Annotated in this window: 18 protein-coding genes; 5 read left to right on the forward strand and 13 right to left on the reverse strand. The window is 76.6% G+C overall.

Annotated features, from left to right (window positions below):
- Positions 1-9: 9 nt before the first annotated feature.
- Both IPO09_07765 and IPO09_07770 read right to left on the reverse strand, forming a co-directional pair.
- Entirely contained in the window at positions 10-1,887 is a 1,878-nt protein-coding gene (locus IPO09_07765; protein ID MBK9517242.1) for a DNA polymerase Y family protein, read from the reverse strand.
- On the reverse strand, positions 1,877-2,605 hold the full coding sequence (locus IPO09_07770) for a hypothetical protein (protein MBK9517243.1): 729 nt from the start codon (positions 2,603-2,605) through the stop codon (positions 1,877-1,879). Before IPO09_07770 ends, IPO09_07765 begins: the two co-directional genes overlap by 11 nt.
- A gap of 186 nt (positions 2,606-2,791) precedes the next feature.
- Between IPO09_07770 and IPO09_07775 the strand changes: the two genes are divergently transcribed.
- Complete coding sequence (locus tag IPO09_07775; GenBank protein ID MBK9517244.1) at positions 2,792-5,047, forward strand: putative metal-binding motif-containing protein; 2,256 nt, start codon at positions 2,792-2,794, stop codon at positions 5,045-5,047.
- 111 nt (positions 5,048-5,158) lie between these two features.
- Here the strand turns inward: IPO09_07775 and IPO09_07780 are convergent, their stop codons facing one another.
- From IPO09_07780 to IPO09_07795, 4 genes are all read right to left on the reverse strand, one after another.
- Complete coding sequence (locus IPO09_07780; GenBank protein MBK9517245.1) at positions 5,159-5,545, reverse strand: thioredoxin family protein; 387 nt, start codon at positions 5,543-5,545, stop codon at positions 5,159-5,161.
- Between the two features lie 131 nt (positions 5,546-5,676).
- On the reverse strand, positions 5,677-5,949 hold the full coding sequence (locus IPO09_07785) for a hypothetical protein (GenBank protein ID MBK9517246.1): 273 nt from the start codon (positions 5,947-5,949) through the stop codon (positions 5,677-5,679).
- A gap of 322 nt (positions 5,950-6,271) precedes the next feature.
- Positions 6,272-6,823, reverse strand: coding sequence for a response regulator (locus IPO09_07790; protein ID MBK9517247.1), 552 nt, complete (start codon positions 6,821-6,823; stop codon positions 6,272-6,274).
- Positions 6,820-8,187 (reverse strand): HAMP domain-containing histidine kinase, encoded by a 1,368-nt coding sequence (locus IPO09_07795; GenBank protein ID MBK9517248.1) that lies wholly within the window; start codon positions 8,185-8,187, stop codon positions 6,820-6,822. The genes IPO09_07790 and IPO09_07795 overlap by 4 nt, the downstream gene beginning before the upstream one ends.
- Positions 8,188-8,363: 176 nt before the next feature.
- Between IPO09_07795 and IPO09_07800 the strand changes: the two genes are divergently transcribed.
- Together IPO09_07800 and IPO09_07805 are read left to right on the forward strand one after the other, a co-directional pair.
- Positions 8,364-8,663, forward strand: coding sequence for a DUF721 domain-containing protein (locus tag IPO09_07800; GenBank protein ID MBK9517249.1), 300 nt, complete (start codon positions 8,364-8,366; stop codon positions 8,661-8,663).
- Between the two features lie 83 nt (positions 8,664-8,746).
- Positions 8,747-11,062, forward strand: a complete 2,316-nt coding sequence (locus IPO09_07805) for a transglycosylase SLT domain-containing protein (GenBank protein MBK9517250.1) — start codon at positions 8,747-8,749, stop codon at positions 11,060-11,062.
- A 17-nt stretch (positions 11,063-11,079) separates the two neighbouring features.
- Here IPO09_07805 and IPO09_07810 read toward each other — a convergent pair whose 3' ends face one another.
- Complete coding sequence (locus IPO09_07810) at positions 11,080-11,955, reverse strand: ribonuclease D (GenBank protein MBK9517251.1); 876 nt, start codon at positions 11,953-11,955, stop codon at positions 11,080-11,082.
- 9 nt (positions 11,956-11,964) lie between these two features.
- Positions 11,965-12,891: a pseudouridine-5'-phosphate glycosidase gene (locus tag IPO09_07815; GenBank protein ID MBK9517252.1), complete on the reverse strand. Its 927-nt coding sequence runs from the start codon at positions 12,889-12,891 to the stop codon at positions 11,965-11,967.
- A 156-nt stretch (positions 12,892-13,047) separates the two neighbouring features.
- Between IPO09_07815 and IPO09_07820 the strand changes: the two genes are divergently transcribed.
- Positions 13,048-13,533 (forward strand): hypothetical protein, encoded by a 486-nt coding sequence (locus IPO09_07820; GenBank protein ID MBK9517253.1) that lies wholly within the window; start codon positions 13,048-13,050, stop codon positions 13,531-13,533.
- A complete protein-coding gene (locus IPO09_07825; GenBank protein ID MBK9517254.1) occupies positions 13,530-13,907 on the forward strand; it encodes a response regulator transcription factor in 378 nt (125 codons plus the stop codon). Before IPO09_07820 ends, IPO09_07825 begins: the two co-directional genes overlap by 4 nt.
- Here IPO09_07825 and IPO09_07830 read toward each other — a convergent pair.
- From IPO09_07830 to rpoC, 5 genes are all read right to left on the reverse strand, one after another.
- Positions 13,904-14,371 carry a hypothetical protein gene (locus IPO09_07830; GenBank protein ID MBK9517255.1) on the reverse strand — a complete coding sequence of 156 codons (468 nt, stop codon included), beginning with the start codon at positions 14,369-14,371 and terminating at the stop codon, positions 13,904-13,906. The two genes, IPO09_07825 and IPO09_07830, sit on opposite strands and share 4 nt — an antisense overlap.
- On the reverse strand, positions 14,368-15,672 hold the full coding sequence (locus tag IPO09_07835; GenBank protein ID MBK9517256.1) for a FliI/YscN family ATPase: 1,305 nt from the start codon (positions 15,670-15,672) through the stop codon (positions 14,368-14,370). The genes IPO09_07830 and IPO09_07835 overlap by 4 nt, the downstream gene beginning before the upstream one ends.
- Positions 15,663-16,319: a flagellar assembly protein FliH gene (locus tag IPO09_07840; protein MBK9517257.1), complete on the reverse strand. Its 657-nt coding sequence runs from the start codon at positions 16,317-16,319 to the stop codon at positions 15,663-15,665. The genes IPO09_07835 and IPO09_07840 overlap by 10 nt, the downstream gene beginning before the upstream one ends.
- 255 nt (positions 16,320-16,574) lie before the next feature.
- Positions 16,575-17,300: a sigma-70 family RNA polymerase sigma factor gene (locus tag IPO09_07845; GenBank protein MBK9517258.1), complete on the reverse strand. Its 726-nt coding sequence runs from the start codon at positions 17,298-17,300 to the stop codon at positions 16,575-16,577.
- 420 nt (positions 17,301-17,720) lie between these two features.
- Positions 17,721-21,911: a DNA-directed RNA polymerase subunit beta' gene (gene rpoC, locus IPO09_07850; protein MBK9517259.1), complete on the reverse strand. Its 4,191-nt coding sequence runs from the start codon at positions 21,909-21,911 to the stop codon at positions 17,721-17,723.
- Positions 21,912-21,964 lie beyond the last annotated feature (53 nt).

Consider the following 21,964-nt stretch of genomic DNA (forward strand, 5'->3'; position numbering starts at 1 on the left):
CCTCGGGCCTCAGTCGAAGAAGCCGTGGAGCCAGAGCCGCCCGTCGGCCCCGTCCCGGTAGAGCCAGCACTCGCCCAGCCCCGCCACCCGGGCGCGGTAGTAGTCGCGATCGAAGGGGGCGCTCCACCACTCGCCGCGGAGCCGCTCCGGTCCCTCGAAGGAGAGGACCGCGTGGGCCTGCCCCCCGATGCGGAGCGTGGCCACCCGTCCCCCGTCGCCCGTCGCGACGACCGGCAGCGGCGTGGCGAGGAGCCGGGTGGGCCGCTCCTGACCGTCGGGCCCCGGGCGGCCAGGCCCGGCCTCGGCCCCCGGGCCGGGCAGCCGGGCGCCGCCCGGACCCCCCGCCGTCGCCCCGGCGCCATCCGGCCCGTCCGGCCCCGCACCACCCGCACCCGCCGGCGGGGCCGCCTCCCCCCAGCCGCCGCCCCCGGCCGGCGGCCGGAACGGGACGCTGTGCCAGGCCGCCTCGGGCCGGTGCCGGTCGGCCGGCGCGGCCGCCAGCACCGCGCCGTCCCCGAGCCGGCCGGCCAGCCGCGCCAGCACCACGTCGAGCGCCGCCGCCACCTCCGGCCGGTCGCCGAAGGCGAGCTGCGCCACGGGGCAGGCCGCCACCTCCGCCGCGGTGAGCCGCACCCCGGTGACGCCCCCGGGCAGCCGCACCCCCAGCAACCGCTCCCGGAGCGGCGGGAGCCAGCGGGCCGCCGCCGCCGAGGGGCGGGCCAGCGGCACGAGCAGCCGCTCCTCGCCGCGCGGGTCGAGCTTGAGCGTGAGCTTGAGCCGGCTGGCCCCCAGGCCCCGCCCGCCCAGCCGCGCCGCCACCCGCTCGGCCAGCCGCGCGAGGACGAAGAGCACCGGCTCGACGCTCTCGGCCGGCCCCTCGAGCTCGATGGCCTCCTCGGGGAGCGTCTCCGGCTGCCAGGGGACGAGCGGCGTGGGATCGTCGCCGCGGGCCAGCCGGGCCGCCGCCGCGCCCGCCACGCCGAAGCGGAGCGCCAGCCCCTCGGCCGGCAGCCGCGCCAGCGCCCCCACCCCGTCCACCCCCACCGCCCGGAGCCGCGCCTCCACCGCCGCGCCGAGCCCGAGCGCCTCGAGCGGCAGCCCGGCCAGCGCCCGCGCCTCCTGGCCCGGCGCCACCACGAGCGCCCCGTCGTCGCCGTGGCGGGCCAGCGCCCGGGCCGGCCCGCGCCCGGTGGCCAGCGCGGCGCGCGCCGCGTAGCCGAGCCCGGCCGCCACCTCCACGGCCCGCGCCAGCAGCCGCCGCTCCGCCACAGCCGGAGCCCCCGGCGACGGCTCTGCAAGTACGGCCGCCGGCGCCCCCGGCGACGGCGCTGCCGCTGCGGCCACCCCGCCCAGCAGGTGGGCCGCGCTGGCGTCGAGCAGGAGCGTATCGGGCGCCACCACCTCCACCGCCGGCGAGAGGCCGAGCAGCGCCTCGGCCAGCCCGCGGAGCGCGGCGAGGTCGGCCGCCGGCGCGTGCGCCACCGGGAGGAGCCGCCCGCAGGCGGCCAGGGCCTGGGCGAGCGTGTCCCCGGGCCGGACGCCGGCCGCCGCGGCCGCCGCGTCGCGGGCCACCACCCGCCCCTCCTCCACCACCGCCACCGGGCGGTCCTGCCTGGCCGCGCCGCCGCCGTGGGCGCCGGCCGTGCTTGCAGCGCCGTCGCCGAGGGCTCCGGCCGTGTTTGCAGAGCCGTCGCCGAGGGCTCCGGCTGACGGGCCCGCCCGGAGCCCGCGCTCGCGGGAGCGCTCCAGCCGCTGCAGCGGCAGCCCCGGCAGGTGGAGCGCCAGCACCCGCGGCCCCGAGGGGACGACCAGGCCCGACAGGCCCGGCAGGCCGGGCTCGCCGGCGCCGCTGGCCCGCACCCCCCGCGCCCCGCGCTCAGGCCGCATGGCTGCCCCCCGCCAGCCGGCGCGGCGATGGCCTCGGCTCCGGAGCCGCCTCGCCCCGCGCCGCGCCGCGGAGGGAGGCGCCCGCCGGGGCCGCGACGGCGCGCGCCGGCCCGGCCTGGCCGTCGGCGCGGGCCGCCACGACGCGCCGCCCCTCGACCGAGAGGTCGAGCCGCACCACCGCCGGCGGCCGGACCGCCGCGCCGGGGGTCGAGAGCCAGAGCCCCGCCGCGCCCCCCTGCTCGGCCGCCGTCACCAGCCGCCGGAGCGAGGCGTCGATGCCGCGCCAGGGGCGGGAGAGCCCGGCGTCGATGGCCACCACCGCGAAGGCCCCGGACCCGAGCAGCGCCTCGGCCGCCCAGAGGGCGAGCCGGCCCCCCTCCTCGCCCGCCGGCGGCCGGACGATGAGGAGCCGATCCAGCTCCACCCCCATGGCCGCCGCGGCCGGCGGGTAGAGCTCCCCGCGCCCGTCCACGAAGGCCGCCAGCGCCCCGCGCCGCAGCCGGGCCACCAGCGCGAGCACCACCGCCGTCTTGCCGCTGGCCGGCCCGCCCCGCAGCTCGGAGAGGGCGCCGCAGGGGAAGCCGCCCGGCAGGAGCCCGTCCACCGCCGGCACGCCGCACGGGAGCGCCCCGACCCGCCGGGCGGGCCGCCGCTCGATGCGCCGGATCTCGTCGCGGAGCCGGGCGAGGACGTCGTGCTGGGTGACTGCCGATGACATGCGGGGCGTTCCCTCGGGCGGACCATACTGCTCGCACGTTCAGGTATCAACCCGGTCTGACAGGCGCGGCGGCGCGCGCCCGGAGGACGCACGGAGGAGGACGCACGCCTTGTGCGGGCCGGATCGCTGTGGCACCGTCCGCCGTTCCGGCCGGCGGCACCTGGTCCGGCGTCCTCGGGGGAGACCATGGCGTCCTGGAAGACCTGGCTGGCGGCGGTGGCCTCCCTCTCGACCGGCCTGGCCGGCTGCAGCGGCGGTGGCGGCGGCGGCGATCCGGCGGGCGTGTGCCTGCCCGGCCAGCAGCAGGCCTGCTACGCGGGGCCCGCCGGCACCGCCGGGGTCGGGCGCTGCGCCGCCGGGAGCCAGCCGTGCGTGGGCGGCCAATGGGGCGCCTGCGCCGGGGCGGTGCTGCCGACGGCCGAGGCCTGCAACGGCGTGGACGACGACTGCGACGGCGCGGCGGATCAGGGTGACCCGGGCGGCGGCTCGAGCTGCGCCACTGGCCTGGCCGGGCGCTGCGACCGCGGCGTGCTCCACTGCCAGGCCGGGGCCACGGCCTGCGTGCCGGCGGTGCTGCCCGGCGCCCTCCCCGAGACCTGCAACGGGCTCGACGACGACTGCGACGGCACGGTGGACGAGGGCTGCAGCTGCCTCGACGGCCAGCAGCAGGGCTGCTACTCGGGGCCCGCCGGCACCGCAGGGGTCGGGCGCTGCGCGGCCGGCAGCCAGACCTGCGCGATCGGGCAGTGGGGCCCCTGCGCCGGTGAGGAGCTCCCGGTGGCCGAGACCTGCAACGGCCTCGACGACGACTGCAGCGGGGCCGCGGACGACGGCCTGGCCGCGCCGCCCAACGCCAACCAGCTGGGCGCCTGCCAGGGCACGCTGCAGGCCTGCACGGGCGCCGGGGGCTGGGTGGACGCCTACGCCGGCGCGCCAGGCTACGGCCTCCCGGAGACGCCTGACGCCAGCTACGCCGACGAGAACTGCGACGGGCTCGACGGCGACCTGGCCCTGGCGGTCTTCGTGAGCGCCGCCGGCACCGACGGCGGCCCGTGCACCATGGCGGCCCCTTGCGCCACCCTGCCCTACGCCCTGGCCGCGGCCGCGGCGGCTGGCAGGCCCCACGTCTACCTCCAGGCCGGCAGCTACGTCGGCAACGTCGAGCTCCGGGACGGCGTCTCGATCTTCGGCGGCTACGCGGTCGACTGGAGCCGCGGCCCGGGCAACCAGGTGAGCCTGATCGGCGGCGGGGCCGGCGCCGGCGGCGAGTACGTGGCGGTCCGCGCCAGCGGGGTCACCGCGACGCTCGCCGACCTGCGCGTCGTCGCCCCCAACGCCTCAGGCCAGGACGCCCTGGGGCGCGGCCGCAGCTCCCACGGCGTGTACGCCTCCTCCTCCACCGTGACGCTGCGCCGGGTCTTCGTCCTCCAGGGGGCCGGGGCCAACGGCCTGGCGGGCCGCTCCGGCACGCCGGCGTCCGGCACCCCGGCGCTGCCCGGCGACGTCGGGGCGCCCTCGGAGTCCTCCGTCGCCGTCTGCGACGCCACCACCAGGGGCGCGGGCGGCGCCGGCGGCATCGGCTCCTGCGGCGGGGTGGTCACCAGCGGCGGCGCCGGCGGCGGCGGCGGCACCATGGACACCTCCTGCGCCATCCCGAACGATCTGGCCGCCCGGCCTGGCGACGCCGGCGTGGACGGCCTGGGCCCCGTGGGCGGCGGCTTCGGCGGCCCCGCCGGCCCGGTCTGCACCAACGGCAGCAGCGGACAACCTGGAGCGAACGGCCTGGCCGGCGCGGGCGGCGCGGGCGCCGGCGGCGGCGGGCTCCTGGTGGGCGGCTTCTGGTACGGCCAGTCGGGCGGCGCCGGCGCGCCCGGCGGCCCCGGCCACGGCGGCGGCGGGGGCGGCGGCGGGGGCGGCTGCGACACCGGCGTCGACGCCTGGGGCGCCGGCGGCGGGGGCGGCGGGGCCGGCGGCTGCGGTGCTCCGGCGGGCGGAGAGGGCGGCGCCTCCGGCGGCGGCAGCTTCGGCCTCTTCGGCGTCGGCAGCGCGCTGGTGGTGGAGGGCTGCACCTTCCAGCTGGGCCAGGGCGGCGGCGGCGGCCCCGGCGGATTGGGGGCGTTCGGCCAGGCCGGTGGCCAGGGCAAGGCCGGCGGCGGGCTGGCCAGCGGCGCCGGCTTCGGGGGCACGGGCGGCGCCGGCGGCAGCGGCGGCCCCGGCGGCGGGGGCGGCGGCGGCGCGGGCGGCTGGGTGGCCGGCATCCTCACCTCCGGCGGCTCGCTCCAGCTGTCGAGCTCGACCTTCGCCGGGGGCGTGGCCGGCCCCGGTGGGAGCGGCGGCACCCCCGCGCTCGGCGGGACCACCCCACCGGGCAACTTCGGCGACACCGGGGCGACCGGCAGGCTCGCCGACACGATGACCTGCGCCTCTCCCGACGGCTGCTAGGCGCCCGAGGCCGGGCTCGCCGCCAGCCTCTGGTCCGGGGCGAAGGCGCGGCGCTGACGGCGGCGCAGCAGGTCACCGGGCCCGCCGCGGGCCCTGCCGAGGTGGGCCGGCCTACGCGCTGGCCGCCTGCTGCTTCTCCTGCTCGGCGATCTCGGCCCGGACCTTGTCCATGTCGAGCGCCCGCACCTGCGCGATGAGGTCCTCCAGGGCCGCCTCCGGCACCGCCCCGGCCTGCGAGAAGAGCAGCACCTTGTCGCGCAGGATCATGAGCGTGGGGATGGAGCGGATGTCGAAGGAGCCGGCCAGCTCGGGCTGCGCCTCGGTGTCCACCTTGCCGAAGGCCAGATCCGGGTGCTTGGCGGCGACCTTCTCGTAGGTCGGCCCGAAGACGCGGCACGGGCCGCACCACGGGGCCCACCAGTCGATGAGGACGATCCCGTCCTTCTCGACGACCTGCTTGAAGTTGTGCTGGGTGATCTCGACGGTGGCGGTGGCCATCTCTCGCGGTCCTCGGCGCCCGCCGTGGAGTCGGCTCGCTCGGCGCCCTGCACCGGGTATGACCCCGCCCCCTGGAAACCGGTTCGGCGGGGCCTCGGCCGGGGCGGGCGCCAGGCCCGACGCCAGCGGAGCTACCGGACGGCGACGGCCGCGGTCGCCGGGCCCTGCTCGCGGCACTGCGCCATCGTCCAGAGCCCCTTGGTGGAGCAGGCGTGGATGCACTCCCAGTTGGCGTCGCCGGAGGCCGAGGCGTCGCACTGCCGGACGCACTGCCGCACCTCGGGGACGTGCGCCGCCCGGCACTGGAACGAGGCGGTGGTCTCGCCCCGCAGCGGGCGGATGGACTCGGCGGCCTGGGCGGTTCCGACGGTGAGGACGAGGGCGATGGCGAGCTTGAGCATCATGGCGTTTCCTCCGAAGACGACCGACTCGCCACGACGTCATTGGAAGGACCGTGCCGAAACTGCCGGGTAGCAATATCAGGCGCTTGCCTCCTCGGCCGCGCCGGTCCGCCCGGACCCTGCGAGCCGACGACCCATCCAACCCACCGAGAGCCCTATGGTTTTTCGGATCACCCGCACGCACGCCGACGCTGATGAGGGGTGCCGTGGTGCGCTGTGGGTGAAGACGCGGCGCGGCGCCTCCCGCTGGGAAGGCGCCGCGACGAGGGCGGCAGTGGCCGCCCGGCGATGGCCTCGCTCCTGGCGGCGAGGGCGCCCGCCCCGCTCAGCGGGCCGGCGGGTACTTGTGCAGCTTGCGCTGCAGCGAGCGGCGGTGGATGCCGAGCCGCCGGGCCGCCTCCGAGATGTTGCCGCTGCAGTCGGTCAGCACCCGCTGGATGTGCTCCCACTCGGCGCGGGCCAGCGAGGGCGTCTCACCGGCCTTGGGGGCCTCGGCCTCCTTGCCGTTCAGGGCCGCCAGGATCTCGTCCGCGTCGGCCGGCTTGGGGAGGTAGCCCACCGCCCCCTCCCGCACCGCCTGCACGGCCGTGGCGATCGAGCCGTAGCCGGTCAGCATGAGCACCCGGGTCGAGGGGTCCTGCTGGCGCAGCTCGCGCAGCAGCTCCAGGCCCGACATGCCCGGCATCTTCAGGTCCAGGACCGCCATCTCGGGCGACTCCTTGGCGACCTCGCGCAGCGCCTCCTCGGCGCTGCCGGCCGTCTTCACCTCGTAGCCGCGCGACCGGATGGCCTGAGCCAGCCGCTCGCGCAGGATCTCGTCGTCGTCCACCAGCAGGATGCTCGGCAACGTGTCTCTCCCGGCCTCGATGGTGCTCATATGTAGCTCCTCTCGCCGGCCTTGGCAGCCGGCAGCTCGATGCGCGCCTCGGTCCCGATGCCCGGGCGCGACGCGATGTGGAACTCGCCGCCCAGCTGCTCGGCGAGGGTCCGGGTGAGGAAGAGGCCCAGCCCCATGCCCTCCCCGGGAACCTTGGTGGTGAAGAAGGGCTCGCCCGCCCGGGCCAGCACCTCGGCCGGCATGCCGCGCCCGTGGTCGACCACCGTGACGGTGGCCAGGTCTCCAGCCAGGGCCAGCCGCAGCGTCACGGGCAGGCCGGGGCCCGAGGCCTGCACGGCGTTCTTGAGGAGCCCGCGCAGGGTGTCGGCCAGCGCCCGCGGTGGGCCCACGATGGCGGCCCCCTCGGCGCCGTCCTGGTACTCGACCTTGATCCGCTCGCGCGCCGGGAAGCCGTCGAGCGCCCCGCTCACCCAGGCCGGCAGGGCCACCGCTGCCATGGGCTCGCCGGCCGCCTCGCCGGCGTTGGCGCTCATGCGGTCCAGGATCTCGCGGCACCGGCCAACCTGATCCCGCACCAGCTGCAGGTCGGCCCGCACCTCGGGCGAGGTGTCGTCGGCCAGGGCCCGCTGCAGCTCCTTGGCCACCACCGCGATGGTGGAGAGCGGCGTGGAGAGCTCGTGCGCCGCCCCGGCCGCCAGCGTGGCCAGCGACGCCAGCTTCTCGCGCCGCTGCACCAGCGCCCGCGCCTCGCCCAGCTCGCGCTCGCGCTCGGCCAGCGCCGCCGCCACCCGCCGCACGAAGTAGACGATGAAGAGCGCGGCCAGCCCGAACGCCATCCACATGCCGCGCAGGTGCGCCCCCATCACCTCGCCCGGCTCCATGTGCATGGTGACGTGGTGGTGCCTGGAGGTGAGCCCCTCGTGCACGAAGAGCGAGCCGTAGCCCGCCAGGCTGACCGCCAGCAGCCCCCACGACCAGCGCCGCGGCAGCAGCACGGCCGCCAGCACCACGTTGACGAGGTAGAGCGTCGAGAAGGGGTTGGTGGCGCCGCCGGTCAGGTCCAGGATGACGGTCAGCACCACCGCGTCGAGCAGCATGACCGCGGCCACCACCGCGTCGGTCACCCGGACCCGCTGCGCCATGAAGCCGAGGGCCAGGTTGCCCAGCGCCTCGAGGGCGATGAACCCGATCAGCGTGGCGATGGGGAGGCTGATCTCGCTCCAGAGCTCGGCGGCGCCGATGATCAGGATCTGGCCGAGGATGGCCCACCAGTGGAGCTGCACCAGCCAGTTGAGGTTGAGCCGGCCGCGATCCTCCAGCAGGGGCGCCGCGCCGACCCTGACGCTGGGCGGCCGCGGCGCGCCGCGGCTCGGTTCGACCGGGAGTGCGGGTGGGGCCGACATTTGGTTCAGGACCGCACCCGAAGGTAGCACAGCCCGGAAGGGCCGCGGCAGGCGCGACCACGTGCCACATGAAGCCCCCGGAATGGAGGAGGCTCTGCGGCCGCCCTGGGAGGGCCGGCCAGATCCATCCGGCACGCCTTGACGCTGCCCTGGCCGACCTCTAGCCTGCGCCGCCCATGCGAGGCCAACGCCGCTCCGTGGCCAGCCTGCTGGCCGAGACCCTGGCCCGGCGCCGTGACGCCGCCCCGGCGGCCCTGGCGGCGGCGCTGGCGGAGGCGTGTGGTCCGCAGCTGGCGCGCCAGGTCTCCTGCCGCGGCCTGACCCGGGACGGCCTGGTGCTGGTGGTGGCCACCGGCGAGGACTGGGCCCAGCAGGTGCGCGACCTGGCGCCGCAGCTCTGCCAGAAGCTGAACGAGCGGCTGGGCCGGCAGGCGGCGCTCGGCCTGGACGTCAGGGTCGGGGCCAAGCGACCCTGAGAAGCCCCCCGTCGTCCAGCGGCGGCGCCACGACCTCGGGCCGGGTCACCGTCCCGCGTTCCGGGTACTCTGGAGCCAGCGCCATGCGCCCCCTGCACCCCGGCCCGCCCACCCTCCCCGCTCTCGCCCTGGTCGTCGCGCTGATCTGGGCGCCGGCCAGCCGCGCCAGCGAGCCCTTGTCCGACTGGCTCGGCGCGCTGGGCGACTCGGCCTCGGCGCTCGACGCCGGCGACCCGGCCGGCGCCCTGGCCGCGGCTCGCCGAGCCAGCGCCGCGCTGCCGCGCGGAGCCGCCGGGGCGCGGGCCGAGGCCGCGGCCGGCCTGGCCCTGCTGGCCCTCGGGCGCGCCACCGACGCCGCCGGCCCGCTCGGCGCCGCCCTGGCCGCGCCTCCGGCCGGGCTGGCGCCCTGCCTCGAGCTCGCCCTGGGCCAGGCGCTCCTGGAGGGCGGCCGCGCCGCCGAGGCCGCGGCCCACCTGGCGGCGGCGGTGGAGTCGGCCGCGCCGGGCGTGGAGCCGCGCGCCCGGCGGCTGGAGATCCGGGCCCTGCTCTCCTCGGGTCGGTTCGCCGAGGCGGCCGACCGGCTCGAGCCCCTGCTGGCGACGGCGCCGCCCGGCCAGGACGGCGCCGCCTTGCAGCTGCAGCTGGCCGAGGCCAGCCGCCTGCTCGGACGGGCCCCGCGGGCCTGGAGCCTGGCCCGGGCCCTGGCGCTGGACCAGCCGGAGCGCGAGGAGGCGGCCGCCGCCCTGGCGACGCTGGAGCGGTGGCGCGGCGAGGGCGACCAGGTCCCGCCCCTGGGCGCCGAGGACCACCGGGCCCGGGCCGAGCGGCTGCTGGCCCGCGGCCGCCCGGGCGAGGCCCTGGCCGAGCTCGACCTGGCCGAGGGCGCGGCCCAGCCTGGTGCGGCCACCGCGGCGGCCCGCGCCGGCCCGACGCCGGAGCCCACGCTCCTCCGGGCCTTCGCCCTGCTCGCCCTGGGCCGCCACGCCGACGCCGCGGCGCTGGCCGGCCCGCTCCGGGAGGCGGCGCAGCCCGCCGGCGTGCGCCGCGGCGCCACCTGGGTCCTGGCCCGCGTGGCGTCCCGCGCCGGGCGGCAGGCCGAGGCCGCCGCCCTGTACCGACGGGTGGCCGCCACCGCCGAGCCGATCCCCTGGCTCACCGAGGCGCGCTGGCGCGACCTCGGCGACGAGGCGGCCTACCTCGCCGCCTGGCTGCCCTACGACGCGGGCGCGCTGCGCCAGGCCTCCCGTCAGCTGACCGCGTTCGCCCGCGCCCACCCGGCCTCGCGGCGGGCCGAGGACGCCCGCTGGTTCGCGGCCTGGGCGCTGGTGCGCCTGGGCGCCCGCGCCGAGGCGGCCCGCGCCCTGCGCCAGCTGGAGGCGGGGCCGCTGCGCGCCGCGGCCCTCTACTGGCAGGCGCGCCTGGCGCCGGGCCCAGCCAAGGCCAGGCCGCTCTACCTGCAGGCCAGCGCGGCCGGATCCGAGGGCTGGTACGGCCTGGCGGCGCGCGCCAGGCTGGGCGCCCTCCCCGGGGCGCCGGGGCCAGGGGGCGACTCCGCCCCGCCGCGGCCGCCCACCGCGCCCACCGCGCCCGCCGCCCGCGCCGCCGGGGCGCCGGCCGCCCAGGTCGAGCCCGGGCCGCTCGCGCCGCTGGAGCTCTCCGCCCAGCCCGCAGCGCCGGCGCTCCGTGCCGCCGCCGCGCTGCTCGGGCTGGGGCTGCGCGGCCTGGCCCTCGAGTCGCTCGAGGAGGTGGCCCGCGGCGGCGAGGTCCGCGCCGTGGCCGGCCCGCTGGCGGAGCTGGCCACCTTCGCCGGGGAGGACGAGCTGGCCTTCCGGGTGGCGCGCGACCGGCTCGGGGCGAGCGCCCGCACCCGGCGCTGGCTCTACCCGTCGCCGCAGCCGGCGCTGCTGCCCCCGCTGGCCGCCGCGGCCGCGGTGGACCCGGACCTGGTGCGCGCCGTGCTCCGGCGCGAGTCGGGCTTCCGCGCCGGGATCCGGAGCGGCGCCGGCGCGATCGGGCTCATGCAGCTCCTGCCCGCCACCGCCTCGCGCCTCGGCGCCCTGGCCGGCCTCTCCCAGGACCCGGCCCGGCGGCTGGCCGACCCCGCGGTGAACCTCGGGCTGGGTGCGCACTACCTGGGGCTGCTGCTCGACCGGTTCGGTGACGAGGCGGTGGCGCTGGCGGCCTACAACGCCGGGCCGGCGGCGGCATCGGCCTGGGCGCGCGACCGCGCCGGGCTCCCGCTCGACGAGTGGATCGAGGCCATCCCGTACAAGGAGACCCGGGCCTACGTGAAGGTGGTGCTGGCCGAGCGCCAGGCCTATCGCCGCCTCGGCGGCCTGGCGCCCTCCCTCGACCCGGCCCGGCGGGCGCCCGCGCCCGGCGACGGCGTGGCCTTCTGACCACGGGGCCCGGGGCGTCAGGCCCCGGCGGGGCGCGCCTGCAGCGCCTCCCGCAGGTCGTCGCCCATGCGCCGCAGCACCTGCGAGGTGATGCCCGGCACCCGGGCCAGCCCCTCGGCGGTGGCCGGCCGGGTGCGCGCCACCTCCACCATGGAGGGCTCGGCCAGCACCTTGAAGGGCGGCCGGTCGGCCTCGCGAGCCCGCGCCTCGCGCGCGATCCAGAGCGCCCGCAGCACGGCCTTGCCGGTGGCGTCGAGCTCGCGGGCGCCCTTGAGACGCCGCCACCCCTCCTCGTCGAAGACCCGCTCCTTCGGCTCGACGGCCGCGGTGCGCTCGAACTCCTGCCTGGCCTGGGCCGCCAGCCCCTTCTCCTCCAGCTCCGCCGAGAGCTCGCTCGCCAGCGGCAGCAGGAAGTGGGTGTCGAGCGCCGCGTAGGCCAGCTGGTCGCGGGAGAGCGGGCGGTGGCCCCAGTCGGAGCGCTGGTGGGCCTTGGAGAGCTTGACCGCGAAGCGGGCCTCCACCAGCGCCGAGAGCCCCAGCCCGGTCCGTCCCAGGCGGCGGGCCGCCAGCATGGTGTCGAAGAGGCGGGGCAGCCGCCAGCCGAACTCCCGCTTGAGGCAGCGCACGTCGTAGTCGGCCCCGTGCAGCACCAGCTCGCGCCCGTCACACAGCAGCGCGCCCAGCGGCCGGACGTCCACCGCCAGGGGGTCGACCACCCAGTCCTGGGCGGCCGTGGAGAGCTGGAGCAGGCAGACCCGCTCCCGGTAGACGTGGAAGCTGTTGGACTCGGTGTCGAGCGCCACCACCGGCTCGGGGCGGAGCGCCGCGAGGAGGCGCTCCAGCGCGGCGGGATCGGCGACCAGCACGGGGGCGGTCTGGTGGAGGAGGCTCACCGGCGGAGTCTACCCTGCCGCCGAGAACGCCACCGCCACCTCGGCGGCCACCTCGGCGTTCCGCTCCAGCAGCGCCAGGTTGGCCGCCTGGGCGCGGCCGGCCGTGGCCTGGGCCACGGCGCCCAGCAGGAACGGGGTGACGGCCTGGCCGGCCACGCCCAGCGCCTGCGCCCGCGCCAGGGCCGCGGCCACCGCCGCCTCCACCTCGGCCCGGGGCAGCGGCGCCGGCGGCGGCACGCACAGCAGCACCCCCTCGCGCCGCCCCAGCCCGAGCCAGTGCAGCCGCAGCACCAGCGCGGCCTCGGCCGCCGACTCCACCCGGTGCGCCAGCGGCACGCCGCTGCCGTCCGAGTAGAAGGCCGGCAGCTCGGAGGTGCGGAAGCCCAGCAGCGGCACCCCCAGCGACTCCAGCACCTCGGCGGTGGCCGCCAGGTCCAGGATGGCCTTGGGGCCGGCCGAGACCACGCAGACCGGGGAGCGCGCCAGCTCGGCCAGGTCGGCCGAGACGTCGCCGGCCGCCGGGACCTGGCCCGGCAGGGTGCGGTGCACGCCCCCGATGCCGCCGGTGGCGAAGAGCCGGATGCCGGCCAGCGCGGCCACGGCGGCGGTGGCCGAGACGGTGGTGCCGGCGTCGCGGCCGGCCGCCAGGAGCGCCGCCAGGTCGCGCGCGCCGGCCTTGGCCGGCCGCCGCGACGGGTCGGCCAGGCGCGCCAGCTCGGCCGCGCTGGCGCCCACCACCACCCGGCCCGAGAGCAGCGCCACCGTGGCCGGCACGGCGCCGCGCGCCCGGATCGCCGCGGCGCAGCGCGCCGCCGCCTCCAGGTTGGCCGGGGGCGGCAGCCCCTGGGCCACCACGCTGCTCTCCAGGGCCACCACCGGCCGCCCGGCGGCCAGCGCCTCGGCCACCTCGGGCGCCACGCTGAGCAGGTCGATCACGGCGCACAGCTTACTCCGCTCGCCTCCGGAGGCCCGCCGGTCGCCGCGCCGGCGGTCGTGTCCCCCCTTTCCCCACATCCCGGCCCAGGCGTCGTCGCCGCGGTCCCCCTTCCGCCTTGTCCGGCCCGGCCTGCCGGCGCTACCCTCGGCGCCCGCATGACGACGCCCCCCCACCGGCCAGAGCCGCTCGCCGCCGCCACCCGGGTGACCAGCGCGGCCAGGGACCTGGCCACCGACCTGGCCGACGGCATCCGCAAGTCGGAGCGCTCGGTGAAGCTCCGCGCCGCCGTGATCGGCACCTGGGTGGTGCTGGCGCTGGTCTCCTTCTGGATCGCCTGCCCGTCCTCCGGCCCGGCCAACTCGCTGGGCGCGGTGGCGCGCCTGGAGGCCGGCGGCATCATGGGGGCGCAGGTGCTGGTGCAGAACGACGGCCCGGAGCTGTGGACCGACGTGATCCTCACCCTGGACGGCGGCTGGATGCTGCGGCGCCCCACCGTGCGCCCCGGCGACAAGCTGGTGCTGCCGGTGGCCGCCTTCAGCCGGGCCGGACAGGCGGCCCCGAGCGAGCTCAGGCCGCGCCACCTCACCATCGAGTGCCAGCAGGGCAAGGCCACCGCGGCGCTCGGGGCCGCCCGACCGTGACCGCGACCGCCCGGCCGCTGGTGCTGCTGGTGGACGACGACCCGGAGATCTGCGCGTTCCTGGCCACCCTGCTCGACCTGGAGGGGCTGGAGCCGCGGGTGGCGTCGGATGCCGACTCGGCCGTGGCCCTGGCGCCCGGCGCCGCGCTGGCGCTGATCGACGTGGCCATGCCCGGCCAGGACGGCTTCTCGCTCTGCCGCCGGCTGCGCGCCGCAGGCTTCACGTCCCCCATCGTCATGGTGTCGGCCCGGCCCGGGCCGGAGCTGGCGCGCCAGGCCGCCGAGGCCGGCGCCGACGAGTTCGTGCGCAAGCCGTTCGACAACGCCGAGCTGGTGGCCCGACTGCGCGGGCGGATCGCAGCCGCGGCCCACTAGGGCCAGGGGCCGGCCGGGCGGCCCCGGTCGTCGGCCTCCGCCTCCTCCAGCCGCAGCCTCTCCCGGCGCCTGGCCTCGCGCCAGCTCGCCTCGGCCGCCTCCAGCCGCGCCACGCCCGCCGCGGCGCCGGCCGCCGAGGCCGCCGCGGCGTCGGCCTCGGCCGCCAGCACCGCGCAGGCCCCCCGGCAGGCCGCCTCCTGCGTCACCGCCAGGTGCGCCTCCTCCACCGCCCGGGCCGCGAAGGCCGCCGCCGCGCCCAGCGCCGCGCAGCCAGGGCCCGCTTGCCCCGGCGCCGCCCAGGCGGCGTCCCGTCGCGCTGCCGCCTCCCGGACCGCCACGGCCGCCGCCGCCAGGGCCTCGCGCCCCGCCGCCTCGCGCCGCAGCGCCTCGGCGAGCGCCGCCCGGGCCACCTCGCGCCCGCCCCGCCGCACCCGGAGCAGCGCCTGAAGCCGCCAGCCGCTCATGCCGCCAGCGCCGCCAGGCGCTCCAGGGTGGACCCGAAGGACTCCGCCTCGCCGGGTGCCTGGCGCAGGAAGGCCTCCAGCGCCGGCCAGCGCGCCAGCGCCAGGTCCACCTCCGGGTCCGCGCCCGGCCGGTGCGCGCCCATGAGCACCAGGTCCCGGCTCCGCTCGTGGGCCGACAGGAGCGCCCGCACCCGCGCCGCCGCGGCGCGGTGGGCCGGCGCCGCCACCTGCCCCATGACCCGCGACACGCTGGCCGCCACGTCCACCGCCGGGAAGTGGCCACGCTCCGCCAGCCGCCGCTCCAGCACCACGTGGCCGTCGAGCAGGCCGCGCGCCTCGTCGGCGATGGGCTCGTCGTGGTCGCCGCCCGCCACCAGCACGGTGTAGATGGCGGTGATGCTCCCGCGGGCGCGGGCGCCGGTCCGCTCCAGCAGGCGTGGCAGCGCCTGGAACACGCTGGGCGGGTAGCCCTGCCGCGCCGGCGGCTCCCCGGCGGCCAGGCCGACCTCCCGCTGGGCCCGGGCGAAGCGGGTCAGCGAGTCGCACAGGAAGAGGACCTCCCGGCCCGCCTCGGCGAACCACTCGGCGATGGCGGTGGCCACCTGCGCGGCGCGCAGCCGGACCAGCGCCGGGGCGTCGCTGGTGGCCGCCACCACCACGGCGCGCCGGCGCCCCGCCGGCCCGAGCGCGTCCTCGAGGAACTCCTGGACCTCGCGGCCGCGCTCCCCCACCAGGCAGGCCACCACCACGTCGGCCACGGCCTGCCGGGCCACCTGGCCGAGCAGGGCCGACTTGCCCACCCCGGCCCCGGCGAACAGGCCGAGCCGCTGGCCGCGCCCCAGCGTCAGCAGCCCGTCGAGGACCCGCACGCCGGTGGGGAGCGGGACCGAGAGGCGGCGGCGCGAGAGCGGCCCCGGCGGCGGGCGGTCCACGGCCCAGGCGGCCAGGCCGGGCGGCAGGGGGCGGCCGTCGAGGGGCCGGCCCAGCCCGTCGAGCACCCGGCCCAGCAGCCCCTCGCCCACCGGCACGACCAGCGGCGCGCCGGTGGGTGAGACCACGGCGTCGAGGGCCACCCCGGCGGCGTCGCCCAGCGGCAGGAGGACCGCCCGCCCCTCCCGCAGCCCCACCACCTCGGCCAGCAGCGGGCCGCCCGGCGCGTCGATGGCGCAGACCTCCCCCTGCCGCACCCCGCCCAGCGCCGCCTCCAGCGCCAGCCCCGACAGGCGGGTGATCCGCCCGCGCAGCTGGACGCGGGCGCCCGCCAGGGCCGCGGCCCGGTCCGCCCCGGCGATCACGCCCACCCCCCGTCGGCGCCGCCGGTCACCAGGTCCGGCGCCGCCGCGCCCGCCTGGGTGGCGCCCTCCTGCGAGGCCGCCGCCAGCGCCCGCCGCAGCTCCGCCAGGCGGACCTCCAGCCGCGCGTCGGCCACCCCGGCCTCGGTCTCCACCACCGCGTCGCCGGGCGCCAGCGCCGCGTCGGCCACCAGCCGCACCGAGGGCAGGCCCGCCGCCTCGGCCAGCGCCCCCGCCTCGCCCGCCAGCGCCGCGGCCCCCGCCGGGTGGAGCCGGAGCACCACCCGCCGCCGCCCGCGCGCCGCCGCCAGGGCCTCGCCCGCGGCCAGCCGAACCGCGCCCGGCGCCAGGGCCAGCTCCCGGCCCAGCAGCCGCCTGGCCAGGTCCACCGCCAGCGCCAGCGCCTCCCCCTCCGCCTCGGCCAGGGCCCGGGCCCGGCCGGCCTCCGCCGCCAGCACGGCCGCCGCCGCGCCCGCCAGCCCCTCCTCGCGACCGCGCGCCGCCGCCTCGGCGCGGATCACCTCGGCCTCGGCGACGGCCTCCCGCCGCAGCTCCGCCACCGCCGCCGCCGCCTCGGCCACCAGCGCCGCGGCCTGCTCGCCGGCCACCCAGGTCGCCGCGTCGATGCGCCGGCGCGGCCACGCCGCGGCGGCCACGCCCGCCTTCAGGATCCGCTCCACGTCCCACCTCCCCGCCCGCCCTGGGCGACCGCGTCGCGGACCTTGGCCCGCCGCGCGGCCGGCCCCGGCCGTGCCGATGGCCGGCCCGCCCCTCGAGCCAGGCTGCGTGGGAGCGGCAGAGCAAGGACGGTGCCGCTCCCGAAGGACGGCGGCGCCCCCCACCGGAACGGAGAAGCCCTCCACCGGTGGGGGTGGAGGGCTTCGGTGCGGCGGGTGGACGGTGGACCGGCCCTAGGCGGCGTCGCGCTCGCCGGGCGTCAGGTACCTCTCCAGGAACTGCTTGGTCTTCAGCTCCACCTGGCGGACCCGCTCACGCGAGACGCCCCAGCGCTTGCCGATCTCCTCCAGCGTGCGCGGCTGGTCCTGCTCGAGCCGGTTGTGCACGATGTCCCAGCCGAGCTCGCCGATGCGCTTGCGCACCTTGCCGAGCGCGTCCCGCACGTCGCGGTCGCCCTCGGTCATCAGGTACAGCTCCTCCGGGCCCGGTCCGTCGTCCTCGATCCGCTCGAGGTGGGTGGCGTCACCCTCCTCGTCGATGGAGCTGTCGAGGGAGAGGTCCGGCTGGGCGACGGTGCCGCTCTGCGGGCGCACCGTGCTGCGGGCCTCCTTGAGGTACTTGCCCACGTAGGCCCGGATCCACCAGACGGCGTAGGTGGAGAAGCGGGTGCCGGCGTGCGGGTCGAACTTCTCGACGGCCCGCATCAGGCCGACGTTGCCCTCCTGGATGAGGTCGTCGAGCCGGACGGTGCCGCGCCGCTGCTTCCGCGAGATGGCCACCACGAAGGCCAGGTTGTGGCGCACCAGCTTCTGCTTCGAGCGGACGTCGCCCTTGCGCGCCCGCAGGGCGTGCACGTGCTCCTCTTCCCGGGAGAGCGGCGGGTAGTCCCGCACCGCCTTCAGGTACGGAGCGAGTTCATCGAACTCCCTGCTTCCGCGCTGCGTCGTCGCCGTCCTCATTGAGTCTGCCTCTCTGCCGTTCGGCTGAAGTTCGCCGTCGTGGTGTTCAGTCGATGGAGCTTACGTAACGTCAGGTTAGCAATCTGGACCGAGTTGGTCAACTACAGACAAATGCTGCCTGGATAAGGGGAGTTCCGGATCTTCGAACGGACTCCCGTCTCCGTGCCCACAACCTAGAACATTTGCGCACATCTGCCATTCCCCCAACGGCACAGGTCCATCCGGGAGCGGTCAGATTGACGCGTCTCAAGTCCCGAATGGGTCTCTATTGCGACTTACTCTCATCGGTCGAGTTGAGTGGAATCAACTGCTTGGCGGAACGAGGGCGATCCTCGGTCCGCAAACAACGAAAGGGTCCGGCCCCAAGTGGGACCGGACCCTAAGCGGAAAACAGCCGGACAAAGACCGGACGAGAGGTGCCTACTCCTCGCCGCCAGACGCCACGGCCAAGGCCTCCTCGGCCTCCTCCACCGCGTCGATGGGGGTCTCCACCTCGATGTCGAGGTGCTTGTAGTGGTGCAGGCCGGTGCCGGCGGGGATGAGCCGGCCCATGATGACGTTCTCCTTGAGGCCGCGCAGGTTGTCCACCTTGCCGCTGATGGCGGCCTCGGTGAGCACCTTGGTGGTCTCCTGGAAGGACGAGGCCGAGATGAAGGACTCGGTCGACAGCGACGCCTTGGTGATGCCGAGGAGCAGCGGCTCGGCCTGGGCCGGCTTGCCGCCCGCCTTGAGCACCCGGTCGTTCTCCTCCTCGAAGACCCACTTCTCGACCTGCTCGTCGGCCAGGAAGTTGGCGTCGCCGACGTCCAGCACGCGCACGCGGCGCAGCATCATGCGGACGATGGTCTCGATGTGCTTGTCGTTGATCTTCACGCCCTGGAGCCGGTAGACCTCCTGCACCTCGTCCACCAGCCAGCGCGCCAGCTCCTTCTCGCCCAGCACCCGGAGGATGTCGTGCGGGTTGGAGGAGCCGTCCATCAGGGCCTCGCCGGCGCGCACCCGGTCGCCGGTGTGCACGCTGATGTGCTTGCCCTTGGCGATCAGGTACTCCTTGGCCAGGTCGGGGCGCAGCTTGCCGTCCACCTCGGGGGTGATGACCAGCTTGCGCTTGCCCTTGGTGTCCTTGCCGAAGGCCACCACGCCGTCGATCTCGGAGATGACCGCGTGCTCCTTGGGCTTGCGGGCCTCGAAGAGCTCGGCCACCCGCGGCAGGCCGCCGGTGATGTCCTTGGTCTTGGCGGAGTCGCGCGGCATCTTGGCGATGACGTCGCCGGCGTCCACCTCGTCGCCGTCGTTGACCACCAGGGTGGCGCCCTCGGGCAGCATGTAGCGGGCGTCGGCCTCCGAGTTGGCCAGCTTGCGGGTCTGGCCGTCCTCGCCCTTGATGGACATGCGGGGCCGGGCGTCCGGATCCTTGGAGGTGATGACCGTCTTGCGCGACAGGCCGGTCACCTCGTCCACCGAGTCGTTGATGGTGACGCCGTCGACCAGGTCGCCGAACTTCAGGCGGCCGGCCACCTCGGTGATGATGGGCGAGGAGTACGGGTCCCACTCGGCCAGCAGGACGGCGCCGGGCAGGCGCTGCCCCTCCACCACCTGCAGCTTGGCGCCGTAGACCAGGCTGTAGCGCTCCCGCTCGCGGCCCTGCTCGTCGGTCACGAGCAGCTCGCCGTTGCGGTTCATGACGATGATGGTGCCGTCCTTCTTCTTGGCCACCGTCACGTTGAGCAGCTTCACCACGCCGGCGTTGCGGTTCTCCAGGCTGGACTGCTCGGCGCGCCGGGACGCGGCGCCGCCGATGTGGAAGGTCCGCATGGTGAGCTGGGTGCCCGGCTCGCCGATGGACTGGGCGGCGATGACGCCGACCGCCTCGCCGACCGACACCTTGCGCCCGCGGGCCAGGTCACGGCCGTAGCACTCCACGCAGATGCCGCGCCGCGCCTGGCAGGTCAGCACCGAGCGGATGCGCACCTTGTCGATGCCGGCCGCGTCGACGGCCTTGACCTTGTTCTCGTCGATCTCCTCGTTGGCCTGCACCACCACGGCGCCGCTGAAGGAGTCGTAGATGTCGTCCAGGGCCACCCGGCCCAGGATGCGCTCGCCCATGGGCTCGATGATCTCGCCGCCCTCGACCAGCGCACCCAGGGTGATGCCGTCCATGGCGCCGCAGTCGTACTCGGTGATGATGGCGTCCTGGGCCACGTCGACGAGGCGGCGGGTCAGGTAGCCGGAGTTGGCGGTCTTGAGCGCCGTGTCGGCCAGGCCCTTGCGGGCGCCGTGGGTCGAGATGAAGTACTGCAGGACGTTCAGGCCCTCGCGGAAGTTGGCCGTGATGGGCGTGGCGATGATCTCGCCGGACGGCTTGGCCATCAGGCCGCGCATGCCGGCCAGCTGCCGGATCTGCTGCGCCGAGCCGCGGGCGCCGGAGTCGGCCATGATGAAGATGGGGTTGAAGGAGGGCTGCCGGCGCTCCTCCTTCTTGCCGTCCTTGCCGACGCCGTGGGCCAGGTCGGTGCCGATCTGGCCCATCATCTCCTGGGCCACCTTCTCGGTGACCTGCGCCCAGATGTCGATGACCTTGTTGTAGCGCTCGCCGTCGGTGATCAGGCCCTCGGCGTACTGGGTCTGGATGTCGTCCACCTCGCGGGTGGCGCCCTCCAGCAGCTCCTGCTTCTTGGGCGGGATCACCATGTTGTCGAGCGCGATGGAGATGCCGGCCTTGGTGGCGTTGCCGTAGCCCAGCGACCGCACGCGGTCGGCCAGCAGCACCGTCTCCTTCTCGCCGCAGAGCCGGTAGGTCTGGTCGATGAGGCCCTGGAGCTGCTTCTTGTCCATGACCTTGTTGACCGTGTCGAAGGGCAGCCGCTTCGGCACGATGTCGTAGAGCAGCACGCGGCCGATGGTGGTCTCGACGCGCACGCCCTCCATGCGCACCCAGACCTTGGCCTGGAGCTCGACCTCGCCCTGGTCGTAGGCGGCCCGGACCTCCTCCGGGCTGGCGAACGCCTTGCCCTCGCCCTTGGCGAAGGCCCGCTCGCGGGTCATGTAGTAGATGCCGAGGACGATGTCCTGCGACGGCACGATGATGGGCTTGCCGTGCGCCGGCGAGAGGATGTTGTTCGTGCTCATCATGAGCACGCGGGCCTCCATCTGCGCCTCGATGGAGAGGGGCACGTGGACGGCCATCTGATCGCCGTCGAAGTCGGCGTTGAAGGCGGTGCACACCAGCGGGTGGAGCTGGATGGCCTTGCCCTCGATGAGCACCGGCTCGAAGGCCTGGATGCCCAGGCGGTGCAGCGTGGGGGCGCGGTTGAGGAGCACCGGGTGCTCGCGGATCACCTCGTCGAGGATGTCCCAGACCTCGGGGCGCTCCTTCTCCACCATCTTCTTGGCCGACTTGATGGTGGTGACGTACCCCTTCTCCTCGAGCTTGTTGTAGATGAACGGCTTGAAGAGCTCGAGGGCCATGATCTTGGGCAGGCCGCACTGGTGGAGCTTGAGCTCCGGGCCCACCACGATGACCGAGCGGCCGGAGTAGTCGACCCGCTTGCCCAGCAGGTTCTGGCGGAAGCGGCCCTGCTTGCCCTTCAGCATGTCGCTGAGGGACTTGAGGGGGCGCTTGTTGGGGCCGGTGATGGTCTTGCCGCGGCGCCCGTTGTCGAAGAGGGCGTCCACCGCCTCCTGCAGCATCCGCTTCTCGTTGCGGATGATGATGTCGGGGGCGTTCAGCTCCTGCAGCCGCTTGAGCCGGTTGTTGCGGTTGATGACGCGGCGGTAGAGGTCGTTGAGGTCCGAGGTGGCGAAGCGGCCGCCGTCCAGGGGCACCAGCGGGCGCAGGTCGGGCGGGATGACCGGGATGACCTCCAGCATCATCCAGTCCGGGCGGTTGCCGGAGTCGAGGAAGGCCTCGACCACCTTGAGCCGCTTGGCGATCTTCTTCCGCTTGGCGTCGCTGGTGGCCACGCGCATCTCGGCGCGCAGCTCCTCGCCCAGGCCGCGGATGCCCTCGCCGTAGCTGCCGTCGGCCGGGCCGACGGCGCGCAGCAGCTCCAGCACCGCCTCGCCGCCCATGCCGGCGGAGAAGCCGTCCTCGCCGTGCTCCTCCATGGCCTTGTGGTAGCGCTCCTCGCTGAGGAGCTCACCGCGCAGCAGCGGCGTGGTCTTGGGGTCGATGACGATGAACGACTCGCAGTAGAGGACCTTCTCCAGGTCCTTGAGCGTGATGTCGAGCAGGTTGCCGATGCGCGAGGGCAGCGACTTGAGGAACCAGATGTGGGCGACCGGCGTGGCCAGGGTGATGTGGCCCAGCCGCTCGCGCCGCACCTTGGACTGGATGACCTCGACGCCGCACTTCTCGCAGACCACGCCCCGGTGCTTCATGCGCTTGTACTTGCCGCAGTTGCACTCGTAGTCCTTCACCGGGCCGAAGATCTTGGCGCAGAACAGGCCGTCCCGCTCCGGCTTGAAGGTCCGGTAGTTGATGGTCTCCGGCTTCTTCACCTCGCCGTGCGACCACTGGCGGATCTTGTCCGGGCTGGCCAGCGAGATGCGGATGGCCGAGAACGACAGCGGGTCCTTGGGCTTCTCGAAGAAATTGAAGATGTCCTTCACGTCGACTCCTCGCTGCTCGAAATCCGTTGATCCGCTGATCGGGCCGTCTGCTC

It is taken from the genome of Anaeromyxobacter sp. (genome assembly GCA_016718565.1).
GTDB lineage: Bacteria > Myxococcota > Myxococcia > Myxococcales > Anaeromyxobacteraceae > JADKCZ01.

Excerpts from the sequence above, each read along its gene's own strand:
- IPO09_07780 (MBK9517245.1), bottom strand. The coding sequence starts at position 5,545 with ATGGCCACCGCCACCGTCGAGATCACCCAGCACAACTTCAAGCAGGTC.
- IPO09_07795 (MBK9517248.1), bottom strand. The coding sequence starts at position 8,187 with ATGTCGGCCCCACCCGCACTCCCGGTCGAACCGAGCCGCGGCGCGCCG.
- IPO09_07785 (MBK9517246.1), bottom strand. The coding sequence starts at position 5,949 with ATGATGCTCAAGCTCGCCATCGCCCTCGTCCTCACCGTCGGAACCGCC.
- IPO09_07820 (MBK9517253.1), top strand. The coding sequence starts at position 13,048 with ATGACGACGCCCCCCCACCGGCCAGAGCCGCTCGCCGCCGCCACCCGG.
- IPO09_07800 (MBK9517249.1), top strand. The coding sequence starts at position 8,364 with ATGCGAGGCCAACGCCGCTCCGTGGCCAGCCTGCTGGCCGAGACCCTG.
- IPO09_07830 (MBK9517255.1), bottom strand. The coding sequence starts at position 14,371 with ATGAGCGGCTGGCGGCTTCAGGCGCTGCTCCGGGTGCGGCGGGGCGGG.
- IPO09_07770 (MBK9517243.1), bottom strand. The coding sequence starts at position 2,605 with ATGTCATCGGCAGTCACCCAGCACGACGTCCTCGCCCGGCTCCGCGAC.
- IPO09_07790 (MBK9517247.1), bottom strand. The coding sequence starts at position 6,823 with ATGAGCACCATCGAGGCCGGGAGAGACACGTTGCCGAGCATCCTGCTG.
- IPO09_07805 (MBK9517250.1), top strand. The coding sequence starts at position 8,747 with ATGCGCCCCCTGCACCCCGGCCCGCCCACCCTCCCCGCTCTCGCCCTG.
- IPO09_07765 (MBK9517242.1), bottom strand. The coding sequence starts at position 1,887 with ATGCGGCCTGAGCGCGGGGCGCGGGGGGTGCGGGCCAGCGGCGCCGGC.
- IPO09_07775 (MBK9517244.1), top strand. The coding sequence starts at position 2,792 with ATGGCGTCCTGGAAGACCTGGCTGGCGGCGGTGGCCTCCCTCTCGACC.
- IPO09_07845 (MBK9517258.1), bottom strand. The coding sequence starts at position 17,300 with ATGAGGACGGCGACGACGCAGCGCGGAAGCAGGGAGTTCGATGAACTC.